Origin of the sequence: Terriglobus sp. (genome assembly GCF_965201105.1) — a bacterium.
Lineage (GTDB): Bacteria > Acidobacteriota > Terriglobia > Terriglobales > Acidobacteriaceae > Terriglobus.
In genome coordinates, this window is the sequence record NZ_OZ241741.1 from 1,581,538 (window position 1) to 1,599,868 (window position 18,331).

Genomic DNA, 18,331 nt, shown 5'->3' on the forward strand with positions numbered 1-18,331 from the left:
TGACCCATCCACTTCAGTGTTGCCATTGCCGGTGGTGGCGCAAAAGAGATATACGTTGCGGTATGACGAGCCTTTCGGCCTGTTCGGCGACCACGGTGTTATGTCTTGCGGCTGTCGCGCTGGGTGCATTGTCCGGTTGCGAAGCAGGACACCGGCATCGCATCGCAGTGATTCCTCGAACCTCCGGAACAATCCTTTGGGAGCCGGAGAATGTCGGGGCGCAAAAAGCGGCTCAGGACCTGGGTGAGGAGATTTACTGGAATGCCACGGGAAGAGAAGACGATATCGATGGCCAGATTGCGCTGGTCGATCGAGTGGTATCCGGCAATTACAAGGGTCTGGTGCTCGCGCCGGATCATTTTTTGGCGCTCATCACTCCCGTGCGACGAGCCCTGGCAAAAGGCATGCCTACCGTGATTGTGGGTTCGCCCCTGCCTATTCCCGCAAATGACAACTTGTCCTATGTCCTGAATGATGAGCAGGAGGGTGGACGGCTCGCGGCAGAGCGTGTGGCTCAACTCGTTCCAGGTACCGGAAGCGTCGCGCTGACAGGAATTAATCCGGACATCGCCGCCATCATGCTGCGGGCCCGAAGCTTCGAACAGGCTTTGGCCGTATATGCTCCGGGAGCGCGCGTGATCGTGCGCCGTATGGGTACATTCAATGTGGCTCATGAACAGGAGGGCGCAGACGACCTTTTGAGAGAGAATCCACACGTAGACGTCATCGTCACCCTCACAGCAGCGTCTACCCGTGCCGCTATCTCCGTCATCGAAGGCACACGGGCAAGCTCACCGACCAAGGTGGTCGGCTTCGATCCGGAAGCTCTGCCGTTTGAAAGCAAAAGCCTTGATTCGATGATCGTGCAGAACACCCGGGGCATGGGCGATCAAGCCATTCGCATGATTCACGCACGAGCTCAGGGCGAACCGGTGCCCCACCGCGTGCTGTTCAAGCCCTTGCTGGTCACGCGTGAGAACTTCGGAAGCACCACAGCGATGCTGCTGGAACGCTGGCAGCCGGGTGGCTCAACGCTGAAATGGGCCGTGAGCCCTTGAAGATGACGCTCTCGAAACAGCAGGGCAAACGCACCGTATGGAGTTTGGCTCTTTTGGCCCTTTTAATTGCTACCGTGCTGTCGATACGCCGCCACGTTTTCGAGCCTCGGCTGCCGTACGATGATTCCTTTGCGAGAGGGAACTCGGATGAGTGGAAGGCGTTCGGTGGCACCTGGGAGCTAGTGAACGGATCGATGCGAAACGATTCGGACGAGCGCGGCGCCAAACTACTGACAGGCTCGTCCCATTGGAGTAACTACTCCATTGAAGCCGATGTGATGCTTTTGGGCTTGGGAGGCGACGCTGGGCTGATGCTGCGGACCAGCGATGAAGAGACTGGTGTAGACGCTTACACCGGCTATTACGCCGGCCTGCGCACGTTGGATAACACACTTCTGATCGGACGCGCCGGTTATGGCTGGGTGGAACTCAACGAGAAGCTGAAGCTGGGTACGTCCGGAGTACGGGCATCCCAGTGGTATCACTTGAAGCTTCTCGCCTATGGGTGCCAGCTTGCGGCCACCGCGACCCTGTTGCCCGAAGGCGAAAGCACCACGATGGCGGTGACCGACGATGCGTGCCTGCGAACAGGCCGAGCCGGTCTGCGCTCCTACGCGTCGGGAGGCGTATGGCGCAATATTCAGATCCGTGAGGCAAAGCAGGCCGATTTGGCGGGAATGCAGGCACTCTCGAAAAGGCATCCACCTGCCCTGGATGAGAGGTTTTCGAGCGAAAGCCAGCTTGCCTGGAACCTGTATGCCAGTGCTGCGGGTACTGGCTTCCAGATGCTTCCCCCAAGTCCAAACGTGCAGGCGATCAGCAGCCTGCGGATGCCTTCTCCCACGCAGGTGAAAGCAACGATTCGTGGTGCGGTGGTGCTTGCTTCGCCTGCGTTGTACGTGCAGGACTCTAGTGGCGGCATCGCGGTGCAACAAATCGCAGTCCAGCCGCTCAAAGTAGGAGACGAAGTGGAGGTAACCGGTACGGTGCGTCCGGGACCCTTTAGCTCTACGCTGGAACAGGCCACTGTGCGTGTGCTTTGGGAGAACACGCCCGTAACGCCACTTTCGGTGACCGCTTCGCAAGCGGCTACGGGCGCGTTCGACGCCACGTTTGTCGAAGTCGAAGGACGGCTTGCGGACAAGCAGCGCGGGCCTGACGATAGTTCGATTTTCACTCTGGACGCCGGTCCGCAGTCGTTTCGCGCAGTCATGAATCGCGGCCGAGGCAATGTCTTATACGCAAAGCTCAAGCCCGGCAGCATGCTTCGCTTGCGCGGCGTTGCCGTTGCCAGTTCCACCTTTACCATGGACATGACGCCTTTCGCGCTGCTTTTGCGGTCCAGCGATGATGCCGTGGTGCTTGCGGGGCCGCCTTGGTGGAGCACTGGTCATGTTCTGGAGATTTTGGCTGCTTTGCTGCTGTTGGCGCTGGTTGCTGTTTTTGTATACCACCGTGTCGAAAGCTGGCGATTGCGCGCCGTGCTTGAGGAGCGCGAACGCATGGCATATGAGATGCACGACACTCTCTCGCAAAGCTTCGCGGGTATCGGGTTTCAACTCAATGCGATCCGCGAAAGTATGCCGGGTAACCTGCCGCGACTTCGTCAGCAGCTAGACCTTGCAAGTGACCTGGTGCGGCACAGCCATGAGGAGACGCGCCGTAGTATTGCTGTGCTGCGGCCGGAGCAGCCGGGCTCCATCGGCCTTCTGCCTGCATTGCAGGAGTGTGCGAACCGGCTTGTGGAAGGTGGCTCAGTTCGAGTCGTCGCGAGTTCCATGGGCGATATCGCCAAGGTACCCCTCCGAATCGCCGACGCCTTTTACCATATTGGGCAGGAATCGCTCGCGAACGCCGTGCGCCACGCAGATCCCCAGCAACTGCAGATTCTGCTCACGTGTGAGAAAGGTGAAGTGCAGCTGCGAGTCCTGGATGACGGTGACGGATTCTATGCGAGTGACGATCTGCCCGGCTTTGGACTGCGCGGTATGCAAAAGCGAGCAGCCAGTATTGGGGCTCAGTTGCAGATCCGGAGTGCGCCCGGAAATGGAACGGAGGTCCTGGTCCGTTCCGGGCTAAAGAGATCGGCCTCTAAGCCGCCTCCGGGCACTTACATAACCAATCTGTGGAGGCAGCTACGCCATGTTGGAAGTCCCGGCAAGTTCCATCCGGATTCTGATCGTTGATGACCACCCCGTAGTGAGGGCAGGACTCTCAAGCATGCTGAGCACGCAGGCAGAGTTGGAGATTACCGGCTCCGCGCCGAGCGGGGAGGATGCGCTTGTACTGATCAAAAAGAACCGCCCCGACGTGATCCTTCTCGATCTCCGCATGCCGGGTATGACCGGCGTAGAGATGCTTCTGGCCCTTAAGGCCGCGGGCGTGAGTGTTCGTGTGGTGATCCTTACCAACTACGAAACGGACGAAGACATTTACCGCGCGGTGCAAGCCGGAGCGCAGGGCTACCTGCTGAAAAATACTTCGCTCCAGGAGATGGTTGGCGCAATCCGGGCGGTACACGCCGGCAAACGCTACATTCCGCGGCACATCGCCTCCAGACTCGCTGAGCGAATGGTGCGTACCGATCTCACCGCACGCGAACTGGAAATTTTGAAGCTGTTAGCCAGAGGACCAACGAATAAGCAAATCGGCCAGGCACTTGGCATCAGCGACCATACCGTGCGCAATCACGTATTCAAAATCATCGAAAAGCTCGAAGCCTCGGATCGAACCGAAGCCGCAACCAAAGCGATACAACGTGGACTCATCAATGTGGATGATTAGCTGGTCGTAGGTCCCGACAGCGGATTTATGGATCAAGTGAACTATAGACCACAGGCCACTCACAGGGTTCTACTGTGCAGGAGAAAGTTCGGAGAGAACATGCCACTGCTACCCCGTCGAGAGATGTTGAAATTACTTGCAGGCTTGGGCACCCAGCTCGCGCTGCAACCCGGCTCGGCGTACGGGTCGAAAGAGAAACATGCCCCAGGCAAGGTCACGCCGTCCGGTGCGGGCCTGCATGCAAGCGCGGGGAGCGGCGTTAAAAACCGTGCACCGCTCGCGCAGAACGCTTTCACTCTTTTGCCGTTGGGATCTGTGCGGCCCACGGGCTGGCTTCGGCGGCAGCTCGAGGTTCAGGCGACTGGTTTGGGTGGGCACCTGGATGAAACGTGGGCCGACGTCGGCAGCAACAGTGGATGGTTAGGCGGGACAGGAGAGTCCTGGGAGCGGGGACCTTACTTCCTGGATGGTCTCATCCCGCTGGCCTACCTGTTGGATGATGATCGCTTAAAAGCCAAGGCGCAGAAATACATCGACTGGACATTGACGCATCAGGCAGCAGACGGCATGATCGGTCCCGCCAGCAACAATGACTGGTGGCCGCGCATGGTCATGCTCAAGGCTCTCGCGCAATATGAAGAAGCTACGGGCGATCCAAGGGTCATACCGGTGCTGTCGCGCTATTTCGCACATCAGCTAAGCGCACTTCCTGGGCGGCCGTTGCGCGATTGGGGCAAGTTCCGTTGGCAGGACAATGCGCTGGTGGTGATCTGGCTGTACAACCGCACAGGCGATCCGAAGCTGCTGGACCTCGCGCGGCTGCTGCATCAGCAGGGCTTTGACTGGCAGGCGGATTTCGCCGATTTCAAGTACACGTATCCAGTCACGCCGGAAAAAATCAAGCTAAGCGAGAACAACGGACTGAATGACATCGCGCTTGCGACGCATGGGGTGAACAACGGCCAGGCGCTCAAGGCGGCGCCAGTGTGGTCCGTGATCTCTGGCAATGCCGCGGACCGGCGTGGTTTCGCAGAAATGCAAGCCGCCCTGGACAAATATCACGGTCTGCCTAACGGAATGTTTTCCTGTGACGAGCATTTCGCAGGCCCAAGTCCATCTCAGGGGTCAGAGCTGTGTACTGTGGTGGAAACCATGTTTTCCCTGGAGCAGTCGCTCGCCATTCTGGGCGACGCTTCGATCGGTGATCGTCTGGAGCGGCTTGCCTTTAACGCGCTGCCAGGCACCTTCACCGACGATATGTGGGCGCACCAGTACAACCAGCAACCGAATCAGGTCGAAGTAAGCCTGCACCGCAAACCCTGGACGACCGATGGGCCGGAATCAAACCTCTATGGCCTGGAGCCGAACTTTGGCTGCTGCACCGCCAACTTTCACCAGGGGTGGCCCAAGTTCGTAGCGAGCCTGTGGATGGCTTCGCAGGATGGTGGCATTGTTGCCACTGCCTACTCTCCTTGCGAAGTACACACGTCCATCGGTGACACCGCCGTGCATATCTCCGAAGAAACGGACTACCCCTTCCGTGGAACCGTACGCCTAACCATCACACCTTCCGCACCGGTGCGTTTTCCACTCCATGTCCGCGTACCGGCATGGGCTGGAGGAACGGTCCTCACCATCAATGGCGAGACACAATCGTCCCCTGCCGTGGGTGCATTCGCGCGGCTAGATCGTACGTGGAAGCCCGGCGACACCGTGGAGATGAAGTTTCCGATGAAGCCGAAAGTCGTTACGGGCTTTCACCAATCTGTTTCGATTGAGCGCGGACCGCTGGTGTTCTCGTACCCGATCGCGGAGAGCTGGGTGAAGCTGCGGACACGAGGCATGACTGCGGATTGGCAAGTCTTTCCGGCATCCGAGTGGAACTATGCGCTCGCAGTCGACACAGGTGCGCCTGACGGCATTCTGGATGAAGAGCATCCGATCGGCGGTTCACCCTTCGCCCTGTCTGGAACGCCGATCACCATACAGGTCGCCGCATGCAAATTGCCTTCCTGGCGAGCCGAAGACGGCGTTGCCAACGTCCTGCCGGAAAGTCCGGTGACCAGCGATGAAAAGATTGAAACGATCCGGTTGGTTCCCTACGCCGCTGCAAAGCTGCGAATCACATCGTTTCCTCAATTGAGAAAGGATGAAAAGAACGCCGCTTGACCTAAGTGCTCGCAACCGCCTTCGTTGCCGTCTCTGAAGAGGTCGAGGCGTACGCCATAGTGCCGTATAACGCTCGACAACCCAGCTCGTGGACTTCGCTCATGAACTCGATCTCCAACTAATGGACGCGAATGGATCACCGTTGATCCACCTCCACCTCGATCGTCTCGACACTATTATTGGTCAAGGCGAACGAGTATTCCACGGCGGTAGGCCTGAGCGTCAATAACCTGACCGTCTTCATGAGCCGGATCGTGCAACGAGCACTCCTGTACGGATCAACACTGTTTCCGGGAAGGTACGCCTGTGCTGCGAAAGCGTCCAGTTTGAGAGCGGCCCTAATCTTGGTTCGGACGAGGCTCGGCCGTACGAGGGCTTGACAGACGAGCTGCTTTTCTGCGGCGCGGATCGATCAAGTGAAGCGGGAGTCCATCCTGTGACTAGGTGCCGCAAAAGGTTTGCAGCACCCGCTGCTCCAGCGCCGCCGGTGCCGCAAAGCGTTGAAGTACGGTACGCTCCTGAAAAGGCTTGTCCAACACAGCAAGCAACTGCTCGAAAGGAGCAAAGTCTTGGCGCAGCGCCGCGTCAATCACCTCCTGCACAAGATGATTCCTCGGGATGTACACCGGATTCGTTTGCTGCATCGCTCGATTCCGCTCCTCCTGTGTCACGCGTTCTGCGGTCAACCGTGCAAGCCAGCGGCCATGCCACGCCTCAAAACCCGCAGGTTGGGCAAACTGTTCACGCGCCCCGAAACCATCGTTCTCCGACAGATGCCGAAACATCAGCGTGAAGTCCGCTCGGCCCTCAGCCATGGCTTCCAGCAGGTCTTTCACAAGCGCGGCATCCTCTTCCTGCTCCTGTGCAAGGCCGAGCTTTGCACGAAAGATGCGCAGGTATGCTGCTTCGTACAGCGGGGCAAAGCTATTCAGCACCTCGTACGCTGTGGCTAGCGCCGCCTCCTGCGAGCCCTCCTCTTCTGCCATGAGTGGAAGCAGCGTTTCGCCCAGGCGCGACAGGTTCCACAGCATGACCTTGGGCTGGTTGCCGTAGGCGTAGCGGCCCTGCCGGTCGATAGCAGAGAAGACCGTTGCTGGGTCATGTGCCTCCATGAACGCACACGGTCCGTAGTCGATCGTTTCGCCGCTGATGCTCGTGTTGTCCGTGTTCATCACGCCGTGAATGAAACCCAGCCCCATCCACTGCGCGACCAGCGCCGCCTGCCGACGCACCACGCCCTCAAGCAGCGCGCGATATCGCTTCGGCTGCTCCACGGCTTCAGGGTAGTGACGGCTGATTGCGTAGTTCGCCAGCGTATGCAGCGATGTCGTGTCTTTTCGAGCGGAGAAATACTCAAAAGTGCCCACACGCAGATGACTGCTGGCCACACGCGTCAGCACCGCGCCCGGCAGCATCTCCTCGCGCAATACGGCCTCGCCCGTCAGCACGGCAGCCAGCGCACGGGTGGTGGGCACGTGGAGCCTGTGCATTGCCTCGCTCACCAGGTACTCGCGTAGTACCGGTCCAAGGGCTGCGCGGCCATCGCCCTGGCGTGAAAACGGCGTCGGCCCAGAGCCCTTGAGCTGAATGTCGTAACGCTTGTCATCCTGCGCGACGACTTCGCCCAGCATGCACGCACGCCCGTCACCCAGCTGCGGCACAAAGCCGCCGAACTGGTGCCCGGCATACGCCATCGCCAGCGGCTCCGACCCGGTGGCAATGCAGTTGCCCGCGAATACCTCCGCCCCCTCCTGCGAGTGCAGCTGCCCCGGATCGATGTTCAGGAAGTTCGCCAGTTCATCGTTCACATGGATCAGCCGTGGCGCACGCACCCACGTCGGCTCAACCTTTGCAAAGAAGTTCTGCGGCAGCCGTGCGTAGGAGTTGTCAAAAGATATATGAATAGCTGCGGCGGTTGTCATACTCGTTTGATGTGACTGCCCGGCACTGGACGCTACGCGAAGCATCACTGTTAACGGAGCACTCTGCGCCCAATCATCAACGTTGCCAGCGATGGAGTGTCCAGCTGAAGCGTCCAAAGCGCAGCTCATCTACACCTATCTGGCCGGACCACGTCTCAGGCGAATGCTCAATGCGGACTCGGGTCCAACTCACGAGAACGGCGTTCATGAGGACTGATGGTTTGCAGGCGAGTACATTGACCTCGCTTGCGCTCAATCTCGCGATCAGAAGGCAAACATGCTTCGAAGGCTGAATTGCATCCGCATGACCGCAGTGGCGCTGACCTGTGCTTGTTCGATCATCACGTTCTCGCTCAACCGAAGCATGCCGGCCGAACCATCCTGCATCTCGAAGGTGGGGCGGTTGAATGTCGAGTCGCTGGACCGCACCACACCAAAGGCTCCACGCTCGATCCCCTCTGCCTTGCTACACCGGTCATACTGCACCACATCCCCGGCTTAGTACATCGCTGCCCAGGTGCGATCCGGTCCGGGCGTGTTGGCCTCGGTCCCGGCTTCGCGGAGCTGGCCTGCCGCCTTGGAAGTGGGGGCGAAGCCCTCGACCGGTAGCCGCCCTGCTCCGCACCTTCGCGGGTCGCGGCGAGCGTACCCGTTTTCCCAGAACCGGCGAGATCCTGGAATCCATGAACGCGGTCCGTCGATGTGAGTACCTCTCGGATGGCAGAACGCTGCGCCTCATTAGGAACTCGCGTGAGGTCGCCTGCCGCTTTACGGCCGCGTCGGACAGCATCGGCGTAACGGCATCGCGCCCGGCAAGAACCTGTTGGATGTTCGCGCGTTCGCCTGTAATCGTCTCCGGGGTGGTGAAGCTGCGGCCGGAACTGTGCTTCTAACCTGGAACGATGCGAAACTCTCCTTCGTCGCGACGGCGCCGGAACTCATCCTGCATCTCGGTGAAGCTGACCTCGCCCATGCCCCGGCGTAGAGCCTCGCGCAGGATGACTCGCTCATCGCCTACGGCTTCGCGCTCGAAGACCTTCTCCCGCGCGAACGCTACAGCGCCTCGGGCGTCGGTGTGCAATCCGGGTTGCGCCTGATTCATCGCCCGCTCCCGCGCGGCGGCAACAACGCGCTCCGGCTGGTTGCCGAACTCTGCGGCCATCTCTTTGTGGGCGGCTACCACCTCGGCGAGAGTGAGCGTTTGTTTCCGGTTGTGGGTGGAGTGAGCCACGATCTGAGCGGCCTCCGGTTCTAGGAATTCCGCACGCTTCTCCGGCTCGTCGGCAAATACGGGAGCCAAGGACGGAGCCTATTTTATTGACAGTAGCAGATGACCGCAGGGGGGGGTCGCACCGGTTGTGCCTGCCTTCGTGATCGAGCTGCAGTCTCCGCCCAACAACCTCAACGAGGCACGCTGCAAAATGCGGTTGTGGTTCTCCAACCGGGTCGAACTGGGGTGGCTGATCTTGCCCGGCGAGAACGCGGTAAGAGTATACCGGCAAGGTCGGGATCCGGAGCAGCACCAGCAGGAGTCGAGAGTCGAGAGTCGAGAGTCGAGGACGAGGGGGCGGTTGCGGGTTCGTGCTCGACGTGGAGCGAATCTCCTCTAAAGTCGAAGACTCCAACTGTAGAAGCGAGAATGCGCTGCGCGAGGTTAGCCCTCCTTCCCGCCGCCGGCGAGGCGAACCTTGAAGCGGCCACGTGTCTCCTTCTTCTTCTCGTGCCAAGCCTTGACGAGAGCGTGGATCTCCTTTGGAACCGTGACACGCATGCGGGCACGCTCTACTGGCGTCTCCTGCCATCCGTAAACTTCTTCGGTCCGCTTGGCTGGTGGCACCCATTCCATGTCCCAGTCCCAGCAGGTCGGACCCGGCACTAAAATAAAGCGGCTATAGAGGCCCGCGCTCGTCTCGGTGCCGAAGAACTCTCTGACCTCGTCGGCGTTGGCATCCTTGAGGCCGCCGACGATGGACAGGTTCACACGTGCGTTGATCACCCTGTTTTTCACGCTGCCGCCACTGTCGTGCTGGTTCCAGAGCTGGCACAGCACGGTCGCAAGCGAACTGTTCTTGATGTTGATCTTGTTCATCAGGTTCCGGAGTTCGTCCAGCATGAGCAGCCGGTGGTGAAGCGATTGCAGGTGCCCTGTGATGCTCCTTCGCACCCCTTTCCAGCCCTTCCACCAGTTCCTTTCGACAGTGTGCATGCCCACGGACATCGTGGACATGCGTGCCATGCTGCATGATGGCACCGTTTACAGCGGTCGCTTCAACGACATCGCCCTGGTGGCCAAGACCGCCCCTTGGTTCGACCGGTAGGTATCAGCCCGAGGCGTCGTACTACACGCTCAACCCCGTCGATCCCGAGTTCGCCGATCAGGTCGGTCTGGAAGAGTGGAACAAGCTGCTTTCCCTGTGTCCCGCAAGTCCGACGGCGAGTTCCGCTTCCTTCTCACGCCTGAAGGTCTTCACAAGCTCATCGCGGAGTTCCCGGAGGACCTTCACCTGTCGCACGTCACGTCGGAGGATGGCGTCCTGTACTTTGCCCTGGCCTCATGCGCATTCAAGGGCGTACCGCATGCCGGTCAGACTGTCGGCAGGGTAAGTCAGCTATCATTCTGACGCCCGAAAATGTCGGCTTCCGGTGCTTCTCTGACGACTGCGACGGCCACACCTGGAAGGACCTGCGCAACCTGCTTGGTGCTCGCCGTGGCCGCCGCCCGTCCGTGAGGATCTGGTCACGGATTCAAACAGGTGACGAACTAGTCCATCTGGAGCTCATCGCTAAGATGGGCGGAGTGGATGACGTTAGCGATGACATGCCTATGGAGGTCTCTGAAGTGCCTGTAAACGCCGCTCTCGCCACTGTGATTGAACCTCCACACCTCGCTGCACACCTTCAGCCAGCATGCGCGAGATCTACTTGGCTGAGGCCCGCGCCGACGCTGACAGCATCGATCCCGAGATGGTGGAGGAACCCAAGCTGGCGAATTACCCTGTTCAGCCGCATCTGCTCTTCGCCGCGTTCTCCGAAAGGGTCGACCGCATCGTGGCCGCCGCTCGTATCCGCGAGATCAACACCACGGAGAACTGGTGTCGCTATGCCGAAGAGTGCTGGTGGCGCGACGAGATCTTCGATCCCTTTCGAGTTCACGGCGGATGAGATGGCCGCGTTCATCTGTGTTGGAGAGCTCCACTACCTGTTGAGCCTGCACGTTGCTCAGACGTGGTGGCTGAGGATGGCGACGGCTGGTGTCACGCCTACTACGAGATCGGTGACGACGTCGACTGCGGCAAAAGCGGATACAACGCCTGGTTGGAGTAGATGAATCGTTCGGAATGGCCGCACATTTTCCCCGAGCTCCCGCCACCCCGTCGCGCTGAAATCGATCCGTCCCGGCTCCATGGCTGGGCTGCGCGCCGATCCTGATCCCGCCTATGACGCCGAGCGTAGTGCATGGCCGAGCAATGTGCAATGTGCCGTCATTCAGCATGCCACGCGCGACAAGCTCTGCCCGCCGCCACCGTCCGGTTCGCTGCTTTTTGCAACTGCGGCTTAACCCAAGAAGAAGAGATCATAATGCACACTGATTTGAAGCAACCAGCCGAACTCGCCACCCCGCTGAAGGCCATTCTCCAGGCCGCGCAACAGGGCACCGTTGCAGGCAAAATCCAGGAATCCTATTCGTCGCCAAGGGCGAATGGGTCAGCCTTCGCTTTTTTTCTCCGGCGTAAGTTCTTTCCGACCAACACAACCATCAACGTCATCCGCGACCTGAAAACAGCCCTCAAGCAGGTGCTGCTCATTCGTCAGGTCGATGCCGACGGTCCCCGCATACTTCGGTATAAGCTGGCCGAGGCGGCGTAACTTAGGATCATGCACCTGATCGACGCCGACGAACAGCTTGCCACGGCGATGCGGCGGCTGTTCTCGCTCACTTCGCTCCCGGTCATGACAAAGGACGAGGAGACGGGGATCTTCGAAATTGTCCGCTGCTGTTGTCGCTTACGAGCAGGTGCAGTACCTGCCATACGCCACACCTGGCGAGGTCCTCCGCTACAAGCTCGAAGCCAACGGGCCTAGGCGCCGGGTCTCTGCCGGGCATCGGATCTGAGGACCAGGTGCAAGCGATTTTGGACGGTAAGCAGGAGCTTACGGACTCGCAAATAGAGGCGCTGGCCGAGCGCTTCCGTGTGAGTCCGTCGGTGTTCCGCGATTAAAAGGAAAGGGTATATGAGACATCGCAGCGCAGACTAAGGAGCAGATGGAGGCAGTAATGGCTGCTCTCGACAGCCTCCCGGACGATGAGATCGACTTCTGTGACATTCCGCCTATCTCCGACGATGCAGTATGGAAGCCAGCTAAGCCGTGGCTCGATGAAAGACGGTCCAGACTTCAGGCTAGCAGCCTATAGCGGTGGAGGAAAGTGCAGTTTCTTGGCCGCCTTAGATATCGCTTTATAGCAAGTTGTCGGGGTGAGCGCTTAGGCTTGCACTAATCAGTCTCGTCGACCTTGGGCACTGAATCTCGTAAGTCCAAAGCGTTGTTTCTTGCGGTTTTCGTGGCGAGAAACTGAGCGAAGGAGATGCGCTCCGCCCTGGGCCTGAGCTTCTGCAGCGGGATGTCCGACACGTCGATGTCCTCGTCGCGGAGGACCTCCAAATCTCTAAGCTCCTGCTCCTTATCGCTCACGGCAATCTCGGGCCAATCCAGCACTTCCTGAGCCCGTGCTTCGACCTCCAGAGGCGCGTCCCAATAGCCGTGCTCGGACATTTGCTGCAGGTATGCCGTAAGAAAAGCCGCAAGGGAGCCGTACTCTTCACCTGTTTGCACATGGGAGAGGAACTGGACCCACATGACGTGGGTTTGTGTGAGAAGTACGGTGTGCCCGAGCGTGAGGCCGCTGCGCTCGTCAAGCCGACCTGGTTGGCTGCTGCCCTGAGCACGGCTCGGTCGGAGTAGGTAAACCGCTCACTACAGCCAGCCGCACCAGATCTCGTTGCGTCACGCCGATACTCTTTGCTAGGTTGATCTCTCGGTGGTCCAGCGGACGACCTCGTTCGGCGGCGAAAATGCGTTCCTGCTCTTCTGCCATGCCATGGTTTCAAGCAGAAGTCGTGGAGTTCTGCGGCGATATCGATCAAGGCTGCCTCCAACGCGGGTTGTTCCGGGTCGAGCCAGGGCTTCCACGGTTGGCCAGCACGCGGCTGCTGTTGCTTAAGGTGTCTGACCATTTTGAGCAAGGTAGGCGGTAGTACTTTAGCGCCTTTCTGCACGTTACGTGCGCTACAGCAGCCGACGAGATTACCCCTCTTGCTCCTTCCGCCCTGTGACGCCGGCAGGATGTGTCAAGGGTGGAGTTGTCCCTACCGTTATCAGCAACCGATCCCTCGACCGGCAACCGGCAGGGCTGCTTGCAGTACAAGCAGAGACCCTTCTGCTGCCTGTAGAGGAGGATCCTGGACTCCTTGATCGTGGCACTCTTCAGCTTGCGGACTTTCGCCCATTTTCGTCGCGCATTCCTACTTTGCTCGCCATCACAGCAATCGATTTGGCTACAACGTAGAAGATTGCTGCTTATAGTTATCGAGACACAGGTGTAATAGCGTCGTGGGATCCGCATGTGCAGCGGCGGATGCTCTAGCGCCTCACTCATACCGAGCACGGCAGCATTGATGTAGGTGGTGCCGTCCTGCTCGACAACCCCATAGCACCATGGACATGTCCGAAGACATGCAACAGCGGCTGCACTCGCTTCACCTCAGCCAGCAGCTCCGGGTCGCCCTGGTGCTCAGTCTGCCCCTGGATGCGGTCCAGGATGCCATGCGGCGGCCCGTGCGTGACCACGATGTCCGTATCGTCCGGGATCTTGGCCCAGTGTCGCTCCCGATCTCGCGGGGACGACAGGCCGAAAGCCCGAGCTGTTTGCGTTGACTTCAGCCTATGAGCCGAACGCTGACGAAGCCGCCGCTGTCGGTTTGTTGACGCTGCTTGTTCAAACCTAGGAGCGCGAGGCGTATCCCATGCCTCAGGCTTCGCCTGTCGAGGTGCTGCAGTTCCTGCTCGACTCCAACCGGATCAACCAGGAAGATTTGCACGAGATCGGCAGTCCTCGGACATCTCACTGATCCTGAGTGGCAAACGCGACCTGACCGTGCCGCAGATTGAGGGTCTTGCCCGGCGGCTCCAGGTTGCTTCCTCCGTGTCATCGACAAATCGGACAAACTGGCCGGTAGCCCTTAAGTTGATTCCGAGGGCTACTAGCTGGGGTGTCGACCGTCGAACACTGGATAGTATCGAAGATGAATTCCGTGCCGAAGCTAGATGAAGCTCAGAAATTTTGCTTTAGGTAGCCGCGAAAATGTGCGGTCGCTATCGTCATCGATCAGACAAGCAGCGCCTCGCTGAGGTGTTTCACACTCAGAACGGCCTCGCCGATTGAACTTAGCACCAGACGACATTCGTTCGACCATATTCCAGCCGGTTATCCGACCGAATAGGGCCACAGGTGACAGGGAACTGGTGGCCGCGCGGCGGGGCTTTGTTCCCTCTTGGTAAAAGCCCTATGAGAAGTTCCCCGATCACTTTCAATGCCAGGCTGAGGGCATCGAGAAGGCTTCCATGTGGCGCAGCGCCTTTGCTCGGCACCGCTGCCTGGTGCCCGCTGACTCGTTTTACGAATGGCACAAGATCAGGGCGAAGAACAATCCCAAGTATGAGATCGGCATGGCCGATGGGCTGCCGTTCGCGTTGTTCATGGAGAAGATCCATACCCGTATGCCGGTCATCCTGCGCCCGAAAGACTACGAAGGCTGGCTGTCACGGGAAGCAGCCGAGCAGCCGCCTCTTGACCTGCTCAGGCCCTTCGAAGCGGGGGCGATGCGGGCTGCGCCCACGGACATCACGCCGGAGGAAATCTTCATGGAGCCGAACAGCAAGTAGAACTAAGCTCACATGGCACTAATCATCAATCCATACCGGAAGACGCCACCTGAGGTGCAGCAACCGCACATTATCTCTCGATTTCTGCTGAACCAGTTTGCTGGTAGCTCTAAACGTTCCTGGAAGTACCGGCGTGGTCAGTTGCCGCGCCGGGTCTCCACAAAAAGTGAGTGCACCGAACCGGGGTATTTCGGCTCAGTGGACCGGGCCAGAGGGCAGCTTGTGGAGACGTGGCTCTCGAATTTAGAAAGCAAAGCGTCTCACCTAGTCCGATGGCTCGGTCAGAAGACGTGGGAACTGAATGACATTGCACGCGCGACGCTATTGCTATTTGTCGCAACGCTTTTTCTATAGGGGCCGTCGCATCCGCACGCTTTCATTTCGTCCTGACATCCGAAACCACCTCAAAGCTGAGGTGACAGACGAATGCATCCGGGATCATCAGTACGCTCTCTTACAGCAGGGAAAGAGGGTGAGTGCCTCCGAACTGCGCACGGCCATCAATGCAAACATCGACCTAATGTTGTCGGACCCAGCGCAGTTCCAGCTCGAGGATCTCTTTGGACGGTCTTGGAAAATTGCCAATCTCCTTGCGCAGAAAGTCTTTCACATCGTTCGGTCTGAAGCTAATGCGTTCATCACTTCCGATTCGCCTGTGTTTCAGATGACGGTGAATAGGGAGGGACCGAGTCGTATCGGCGGAGGTTAGCTGACGCATCAGTCGCCGCCTTTCTTGCTTTCTCACCGAGGACGCTCTTCATCGCGGGACCAGCCGAGACACAGTGGAGTGCCTCGGCCACGCCTGAGTTCAAGAGGGATTTGCAACAAGTAACCGTGCAGGCGACAGAACGAGCTGTGTACTCCCTAGATAAGGCGGAAGTCCTACAGGGCGATGTCGACCGCCTCCTGAGCACCATCCCTTCAGTGCTGCCCAAACCTTTCATCTCGCTTTGAAGTGTTTCACGCTGCCCTTCTGTTCAGCACCGCCATCGCGTTCCTGAGCGTCGTCTTGTCCACGTGCGCGTACCGCGCTGACATCTGGATCGTCTGTGCCCGGCAGCCTTTTGAATTACTTTGTGGTTGGCACCGGACTGAGCAAGGCTGTTGCTTGTGGTCTGCGAGCAGCGGCGAGAGCGGAGACACCGTTCCGATTGAGCAAGTGTAGGGAGGAGCAGAAGATGGTAGATCTGCAGAAGTTAAGCGGAGTAGAGCAGCCAAGTTTCTACATGGGCGTGCTGTACAGCCTGCGTGAGTTCGACCGGTTGGAGGTTGAGGACGTACTGGCAGGACTAGTGAAGCCACCTCGCGGGAGTTATGTTTCTACGCCGCGATCTATCTGAGTTGCAGCGGAATGTAGACTCGATCCTGGAACTGAAGGACGTCGCTCACTTTCAACCATATCGATGCTGACGAGAGCCAGCTTCGAATTGTGCATGGACGTAGAGCTTCTGGAGAAAGCTCCGGATGGCGATGTGCGAATGCGCGTTTACCAGAGTCTGGAGTTGCTTCGATTCGCGCGTTCTCTTGTGAAGTTTGAGGACGCCCGTACGCAATCTCCTGCAACTTCAGAACGTCGTAGGTACGTGGGGGAGTCAGGCCCTCAGGTCTAACATATGGTCCGGCAGTTGTGGCCGGATAAGAAGATGCGGGACCTCAAGAACTGGACTGCTTCGAACGTGTTCTAGCGAGCGAAGAAGCTTGGAGCCGATATGGAAGGCGTGTACATCCATTCGCATCAGCAATTGAGCTGGTCCGTCCACTGCGGAGTTCAAGGAGTTCGGGACGCTGCACCAGACCATTTTCCTCGTATCTGCGCGACTGCTTTGACTTTGTCCGTGGTTTGTTACAGCCGCCTTCTGTCCGTCATAGTACGCGTAATGCGCATACCACACACGATGCTGACTTTGACGCCAAGATGCAACTCGCAATGGGTCTTCCGCAGACCGAGTCAGTTGCTGATGAGCTGCGCTTGCGCCACGGTCCGGGGCTTCTGTAGCCAACGTTGACGCCTAGACCGCTGACCGGTTCAGTACCGACATCGCATCCATCAGCTTCGACTTGTTCATGTGCGCATACCTGGCCGTGGTGGCGATGCTCTTGTGAGTGAGGGCCTCCTGGATGGCCTTGAGGTCTGCTCCAGCTGCGACATGAGGCTAGCCGTCGTATGCCTGAGATCGTGCCACCTGAAGTCGTTGATCTTTGCTTGTGTTAACGCTTTCGCCCACCACTCACGGTTCTCCCGGATGAGGAACACCCGCCCATCAGCGACCATTCGCACAGGTTCTTTCGCGTAGGTGTAGCCGGTTCGAAGCGCCTCAACTTCAAGTTGAATCGAATGTAGCTCCTTCAAAGCGAAGTAGACCCTGTCGATCATCGGCAAGGTGATCGCCTCGCCATTCTTGCTGTCGGGTATGCGAATCATCCGGGCGGGGAAGTCGACCCATGAGAGTAGATTGCGGAGAACGTTGACCTGTACCGGTTCATAGTTGCGGGTGCGCCACCGATGGTATCGACCAGCCACTGACGAATCTCAGATGCCTTCAGTGATCCCGCCGGGCGCTCTGAGAAAGCTTTCTTACCGCCTCGATCCGGATGGGTGGATTGACCTGATCCTTGGGACGCTCAGGGTTCTTCGGGTTTTAGATGTGGGTCAGGTAGCGGTCGCACAGCTCGCCAACGGTGATCTAGCCACCGCTCGCCTTCAGCTTTGCAAGCGTTCTCGCTGGACGTTTCGCAGTCGTGGGAAGAACGGCCTCTCCGGTTCTGCGGATGTGGCGGACGTCTCCCAAGTAGTCCAGCGCTTGCTTTGGATGCCGATAGCCTTGCGGATTTGAACACCACCGACCTTGTACCGGACATACCAGACACCTGAGCCCGGCCTTTTCTCGAAGATGCCGTCCACCTTTGTCGCTTTGCGTACCGTCCCGCCTCCTCTAGGGTGCCCCAGGGGTACCCCTTGTACCGGAAATCCTGCGACAGACTGCAACGGCCAACCGTGTAAGTTGACTACAAAAAAGGCAGCAATAGGGCCTTTTCTGACGTAACGGGTTGCAGTGTCGCACCGTCAAAGCCGAGCCTTTCGCGCTCTCAAGGCGAAGAGTTCTGGTTCGAGCCCCGATATCGCTACCAACTTCAAGCAACGAAACAGAAAGGCGATCCGAGAGGATCGCCTTTCTGTTGTTTGGAGCGGGGCTCATTGGGCACCCTTTGCAGTGGAGTTTGGGAGCGGTCCAGCGTGTATCGACAATTGCCGTGCAACCGCATCTGGAGGGAGCAGTGTTACCCGTGGGCTGAAACCCATGGCTCCGTTCCAATTACCCAGAACTCCGCAACACACTATCGCCTAAGCCGACACGTTCTCCTCTTTCCTTGCAGGATTGGAAGCCGGGGGTAGGACTTGTGTTCGTTCGCTCTGAGTGGGAGGACGAAACTTGCTTCTCAGAACGTGTTATCTCG

General features: G+C 58.7%; 17 protein-coding genes and 1 pseudogene. 11 read left to right on the forward strand and 7 right to left on the reverse strand.

The features are described 5' to 3' along the window. Positions 1-167: 167 nt before the first annotated feature. From ACOFKT_RS07040 to ACOFKT_RS07055, 4 genes are all read left to right on the forward strand, one after another. The gene (locus ACOFKT_RS07040; RefSeq protein ID WP_419806696.1) at positions 168-1,058 is read left to right on the forward strand and encodes a substrate-binding domain-containing protein; all 891 of its coding nucleotides are present in this window, start codon (positions 168-170) and stop codon (positions 1,056-1,058) included. A gap of 2 nt (positions 1,059-1,060) precedes the next feature. Continuing rightward, positions 1,061-3,244, forward strand: a complete 2,184-nt coding sequence (locus tag ACOFKT_RS07045) for a histidine kinase (RefSeq protein ID WP_419806697.1) — start codon at positions 1,061-1,063, stop codon at positions 3,242-3,244. After that, positions 3,201-3,842, forward strand: coding sequence for a response regulator (locus tag ACOFKT_RS07050; RefSeq protein ID WP_419806698.1), 642 nt, complete (start codon positions 3,201-3,203; stop codon positions 3,840-3,842). The genes ACOFKT_RS07045 and ACOFKT_RS07050 overlap by 44 nt, the downstream gene beginning before the upstream one ends. A gap of 144 nt (positions 3,843-3,986) precedes the next feature. Then, positions 3,987-6,011: a beta-L-arabinofuranosidase domain-containing protein gene (locus tag ACOFKT_RS07055; protein WP_419806699.1), complete on the forward strand. Its 2,025-nt coding sequence runs from the start codon at positions 3,987-3,989 to the stop codon at positions 6,009-6,011. A 440-nt stretch (positions 6,012-6,451) separates the two neighbouring features. Here ACOFKT_RS07055 and ACOFKT_RS07060 read toward each other — a convergent pair whose 3' ends face one another. The 3 genes from ACOFKT_RS07060 to ACOFKT_RS07070 form a co-directional block, all read right to left on the reverse strand. Beyond that, positions 6,452-7,933: a protein adenylyltransferase SelO gene (locus tag ACOFKT_RS07060; protein ID WP_419806700.1), complete on the reverse strand. Its 1,482-nt coding sequence runs from the start codon at positions 7,931-7,933 to the stop codon at positions 6,452-6,454. Between the two features lie 353 nt (positions 7,934-8,286). Further along, positions 8,287-8,652 (reverse strand): hypothetical protein, encoded by a 366-nt coding sequence (locus ACOFKT_RS07065; RefSeq protein ID WP_419807126.1) that lies wholly within the window; start codon positions 8,650-8,652, stop codon positions 8,287-8,289. A gap of 170 nt (positions 8,653-8,822) precedes the next feature. Beyond that, on the reverse strand, positions 8,823-9,233 hold the full coding sequence (locus tag ACOFKT_RS07070) for a hypothetical protein (protein WP_419806701.1): 411 nt from the start codon (positions 9,231-9,233) through the stop codon (positions 8,823-8,825). A gap of 58 nt (positions 9,234-9,291) precedes the next feature. On the opposite strand from ACOFKT_RS07070, the gene ACOFKT_RS07075 reads away from it, so the two are divergent. Continuing rightward, positions 9,292-9,543: a Uma2 family endonuclease gene (locus ACOFKT_RS07075; protein WP_419806702.1), complete on the forward strand. Its 252-nt coding sequence runs from the start codon at positions 9,292-9,294 to the stop codon at positions 9,541-9,543. Between the two features lie 44 nt (positions 9,544-9,587). Here ACOFKT_RS07075 and ACOFKT_RS07080 read toward each other — a convergent pair whose 3' ends face one another. Then, positions 9,588-10,022, reverse strand: coding sequence for a hypothetical protein (locus ACOFKT_RS07080; RefSeq protein WP_419806703.1), 435 nt, complete (start codon positions 10,020-10,022; stop codon positions 9,588-9,590). Between the two features lie 61 nt (positions 10,023-10,083). On the opposite strand from ACOFKT_RS07080, the gene ACOFKT_RS07085 reads away from it, so the two are divergent. The 3 genes from ACOFKT_RS07085 (at position 10,084) to ACOFKT_RS07095 (ending at position 11,800) form a co-directional block, all read left to right on the forward strand. Beyond that, complete coding sequence (locus ACOFKT_RS07085; RefSeq protein ID WP_419806704.1) at positions 10,084-10,251, forward strand: hypothetical protein; 168 nt, start codon at positions 10,084-10,086, stop codon at positions 10,249-10,251. Between the two features lie 589 nt (positions 10,252-10,840). Then, the gene (locus tag ACOFKT_RS07090; protein ID WP_419806705.1) at positions 10,841-11,095 is read left to right on the forward strand and encodes a hypothetical protein; all 255 of its coding nucleotides are present in this window, start codon (positions 10,841-10,843) and stop codon (positions 11,093-11,095) included. Between the two features lie 294 nt (positions 11,096-11,389). Continuing rightward, complete coding sequence (locus ACOFKT_RS07095; protein WP_419806706.1) at positions 11,390-11,800, forward strand: hypothetical protein; 411 nt, start codon at positions 11,390-11,392, stop codon at positions 11,798-11,800. 627 nt (positions 11,801-12,427) lie between these two features. On the opposite strand, the gene ACOFKT_RS07100 is transcribed toward ACOFKT_RS07095, so the two are convergent. Further along, complete coding sequence (locus tag ACOFKT_RS07100; RefSeq protein ID WP_419806707.1) at positions 12,428-12,706, reverse strand: hypothetical protein; 279 nt, start codon at positions 12,704-12,706, stop codon at positions 12,428-12,430. A gap of 60 nt (positions 12,707-12,766) precedes the next feature. On the opposite strand from ACOFKT_RS07100, the gene ACOFKT_RS07105 reads away from it, so the two are divergent. Then, positions 12,767-12,895 carry a hypothetical protein gene (locus ACOFKT_RS07105; RefSeq protein WP_419806708.1) on the forward strand — a complete coding sequence of 43 codons (129 nt, stop codon included), beginning with the start codon at positions 12,767-12,769 and terminating at the stop codon, positions 12,893-12,895. A 690-nt stretch (positions 12,896-13,585) separates the two neighbouring features. Here the strand turns inward: ACOFKT_RS07105 and ACOFKT_RS07110 are convergent. Continuing rightward, entirely contained in the window at positions 13,586-13,873 is a 288-nt protein-coding gene (locus ACOFKT_RS07110; RefSeq protein ID WP_419807127.1) for a metallophosphoesterase, read from the reverse strand. Positions 13,874-14,554: 681 nt separating this feature from the next. On the opposite strand from ACOFKT_RS07110, the gene ACOFKT_RS07115 reads away from it, so the two are divergent. Then, a complete protein-coding gene (locus tag ACOFKT_RS07115; RefSeq protein WP_419806709.1) occupies positions 14,555-14,875 on the forward strand; it encodes an SOS response-associated peptidase family protein in 321 nt (106 codons plus the stop codon). A 12-nt stretch (positions 14,876-14,887) separates the two neighbouring features. Further along, positions 14,888-15,229, forward strand: coding sequence for a DUF4238 domain-containing protein (locus ACOFKT_RS07120; protein ID WP_419806710.1), 342 nt, complete (start codon positions 14,888-14,890; stop codon positions 15,227-15,229). 1,655 nt (positions 15,230-16,884) lie between these two features. Here the strand turns inward: ACOFKT_RS07120 and ACOFKT_RS07125 are convergent. Continuing rightward, positions 16,885-17,396, reverse strand: a pseudogene (locus ACOFKT_RS07125) (site-specific integrase). Positions 17,397-18,331: the final 935 nt, after the last annotated feature.